Raw genomic sequence first — 2,146 nt, 5'->3', positions numbered from 1 at the left:
ATGGCGTTGGGCGCGGCCGGTGCATGGGCGCGCAGGACCCGGTGTCCGTCGACCTCGACACCGCGGACGGTGAGGGTCTCGCTGAAGTCGGACGGGTCGACCACGTCGATCTCCAGGAACAGGACGTCGGCCAGGCCCGGCACCGGGTTCATGCCGCGCTGTTCGCGTTCCTTGGCGGTGTACTCGGCGGCGTCGCCGGCCTGCCGCTGGTTGGCCACGATGTTGAGGTCGCCGTCGTGGGCCAGTGCGTCGGTGATGAACCGGCGGGCGGCCTCGTCGAACTCGATGCGGTCGGCGCGTAGCTCGGTGGTACGGGTGACCCGGGAGATGAGGGACACGGCGATGACGCCGGCGATGAACATGGCGGAGATGGCGATGCCGTCAGGCTTCTCGCGGATGTTCTCCACCAGCGCGTACAGCAGCACCAGGGTGAGGACCGCGAAGCCGGCGGCGGCCCCGCGCTGTCTGCGCCGGGCGGCGGAGATGGTCACGGCTACGGCGCCGGAGACCATCATGGCCAGGATCCCGGTGGCGTACGCGCCGGCCTGGGCGTTGACGTCCGCGCCGAACGCGATCGTGATGACGATGGAGATCAGCGTGTAGACCAGCACGACGGGTCGGACGGCGCGACCCCACTCCGGCGCCATGCCGTACGAGGGCAGGTAGCGGGGCACGATGTTGATCAGGCCGGCCATCGCGGAGGCACCGGCGAACCACAGGATCAGGATCGTGCTGACGTCGTAGGCGGTGCCGAACGCCTCGCCGAGCTGCTCGTGTGCCAGGTACGCCAGGGCCCGCCCGTTCGCCTCGCCGCCGGTCTGAAACTCCTCGGCGGGGATGAGCACGGTGGTGACCAGGCTCGTCGCGACCAGGTAGCCCGACATGATCACGGCGGCGGCGGTGAGCAGCTTGCGGGTGTTGCGGATCCGGGACGCCAGCCGTTCCTCGGCGCTGCGGCCCCCGGCGGCCACCAGCGGCATCATACTGACCCCGGTTTCGAAGCCGGACAGGCCGAGGACCAGCAGAGGGAACGCCAGGACGGCCGGACCGATCCAGCCGGCCGGTCCGCCGTGATCTGTGGTGAGCGCGTCGATCCACGCGGACAGGGCGCCCGGTGTGGTGACCACCTCCGCCAGGCCGACCGCAACCACTACCGCGTTCAGCCCGAGGAACACGCCGACCAGCGGGATCGCGACGCCGACCGCCTCACTGAATCCGAGGAGGAACACCCCGCCCAGCACCAGCAACAGCAAAACCGTCAGCAGAACGGCGGAGCCGCGCAGGAAATCAGGTGCGAGGGGATTTTCGAGTACGTGGACGGAGGCGTCCGCGGCGGACAAGGTGATCGTGATGATCCAGGAGGTGGCGACGAACCCGAGCAGGACCAGTACGAAGATCTTCCCCCGCCAGAACGGCAGCAGGTCCTCCAACATCGCCACCGAGCCCTGCCCGTGCGGGCTCTCCTTGGCCACCCTGCGGTACATCGGCAGCATGCCGAGCAGCGTCAGCGCGACGATGAGCAGGGTCGCCAGCGGCGAAAGCGAGCCTGCGGCGAGGGCGGCGATGCCGGGCAGGTACGCCAGCGTGGAGAAGTAGTCCACGCCGGTCAGGCACATCACCTTCCACCACGCGTGCGGCTTGGCGTGCGCCTCGTCGGCCTCGGGACCGACCACGGGCGCCACCCGGTGCTCCAGCAGCCATCGACCCACCGTGCCGGCCGGCGGTGTGCGGCGTGCCGGGCTGTCCACCACGGCCGGTACGGCCAGCTCGTCCGTATCGCCCATGTGGCCTCTCCCGCCGACCGCTGACCCCTCCCGGCGAGCCTGGCATCAAGGCGACTCCGGCTGAGCCCGGTGGGGCGTTAAGAACGCGTCAAGATTGAGGACCGCGGCGGCTACCGCTCGCCAGGGTTGTCGGCGGTGAACCGGTAACCGATGCCGGGTTCGGTGATCAGATGACGGGGCCGGGCCGGGTCGGGTTCGAGCTTGCGGCGCAGGTTGGCCATGTGGACCCGCAGGTAGTTGGTCTCGGTCTGATACGCCGGGCCCCACACCTGCCGCAGGAGCTGCTTTTGTGTGACGAGCTTGCCGGGTTCACGGACGAGGACCTCCAGCAGGTGCCACTCGGTGGGAGTGAGCCGTACCTC

Annotated in this window: 2 protein-coding genes; both read right to left on the bottom strand. The window is 69.7% G+C overall.

The window, feature by feature from the left end:
* Positions 1-1,784: amino acid transporter (locus tag VFO68_RS04755; protein ID WP_325156914.1), on the bottom strand; the 1,784-nt coding region annotated here is incomplete at its 3' end.
* A 110-nt stretch (positions 1,785-1,894) separates the two neighbouring features.
* Positions 1,895-2,146 (bottom strand): winged helix-turn-helix domain-containing protein (locus tag VFO68_RS04750; protein ID WP_325156913.1); only part of this gene is annotated, 252 nt, incomplete at its 5' end.

Origin of the sequence: Actinophytocola sp., from assembly GCF_035712165.1 — a bacterium.
Taxonomy (GTDB): domain Bacteria; phylum Actinomycetota; class Actinomycetes; order Mycobacteriales; family Pseudonocardiaceae; genus DASYTH01.
Note: the sequence above shows the minus strand (reverse complement) of the source record. Positions and strands in the feature narration are given on the sequence as shown.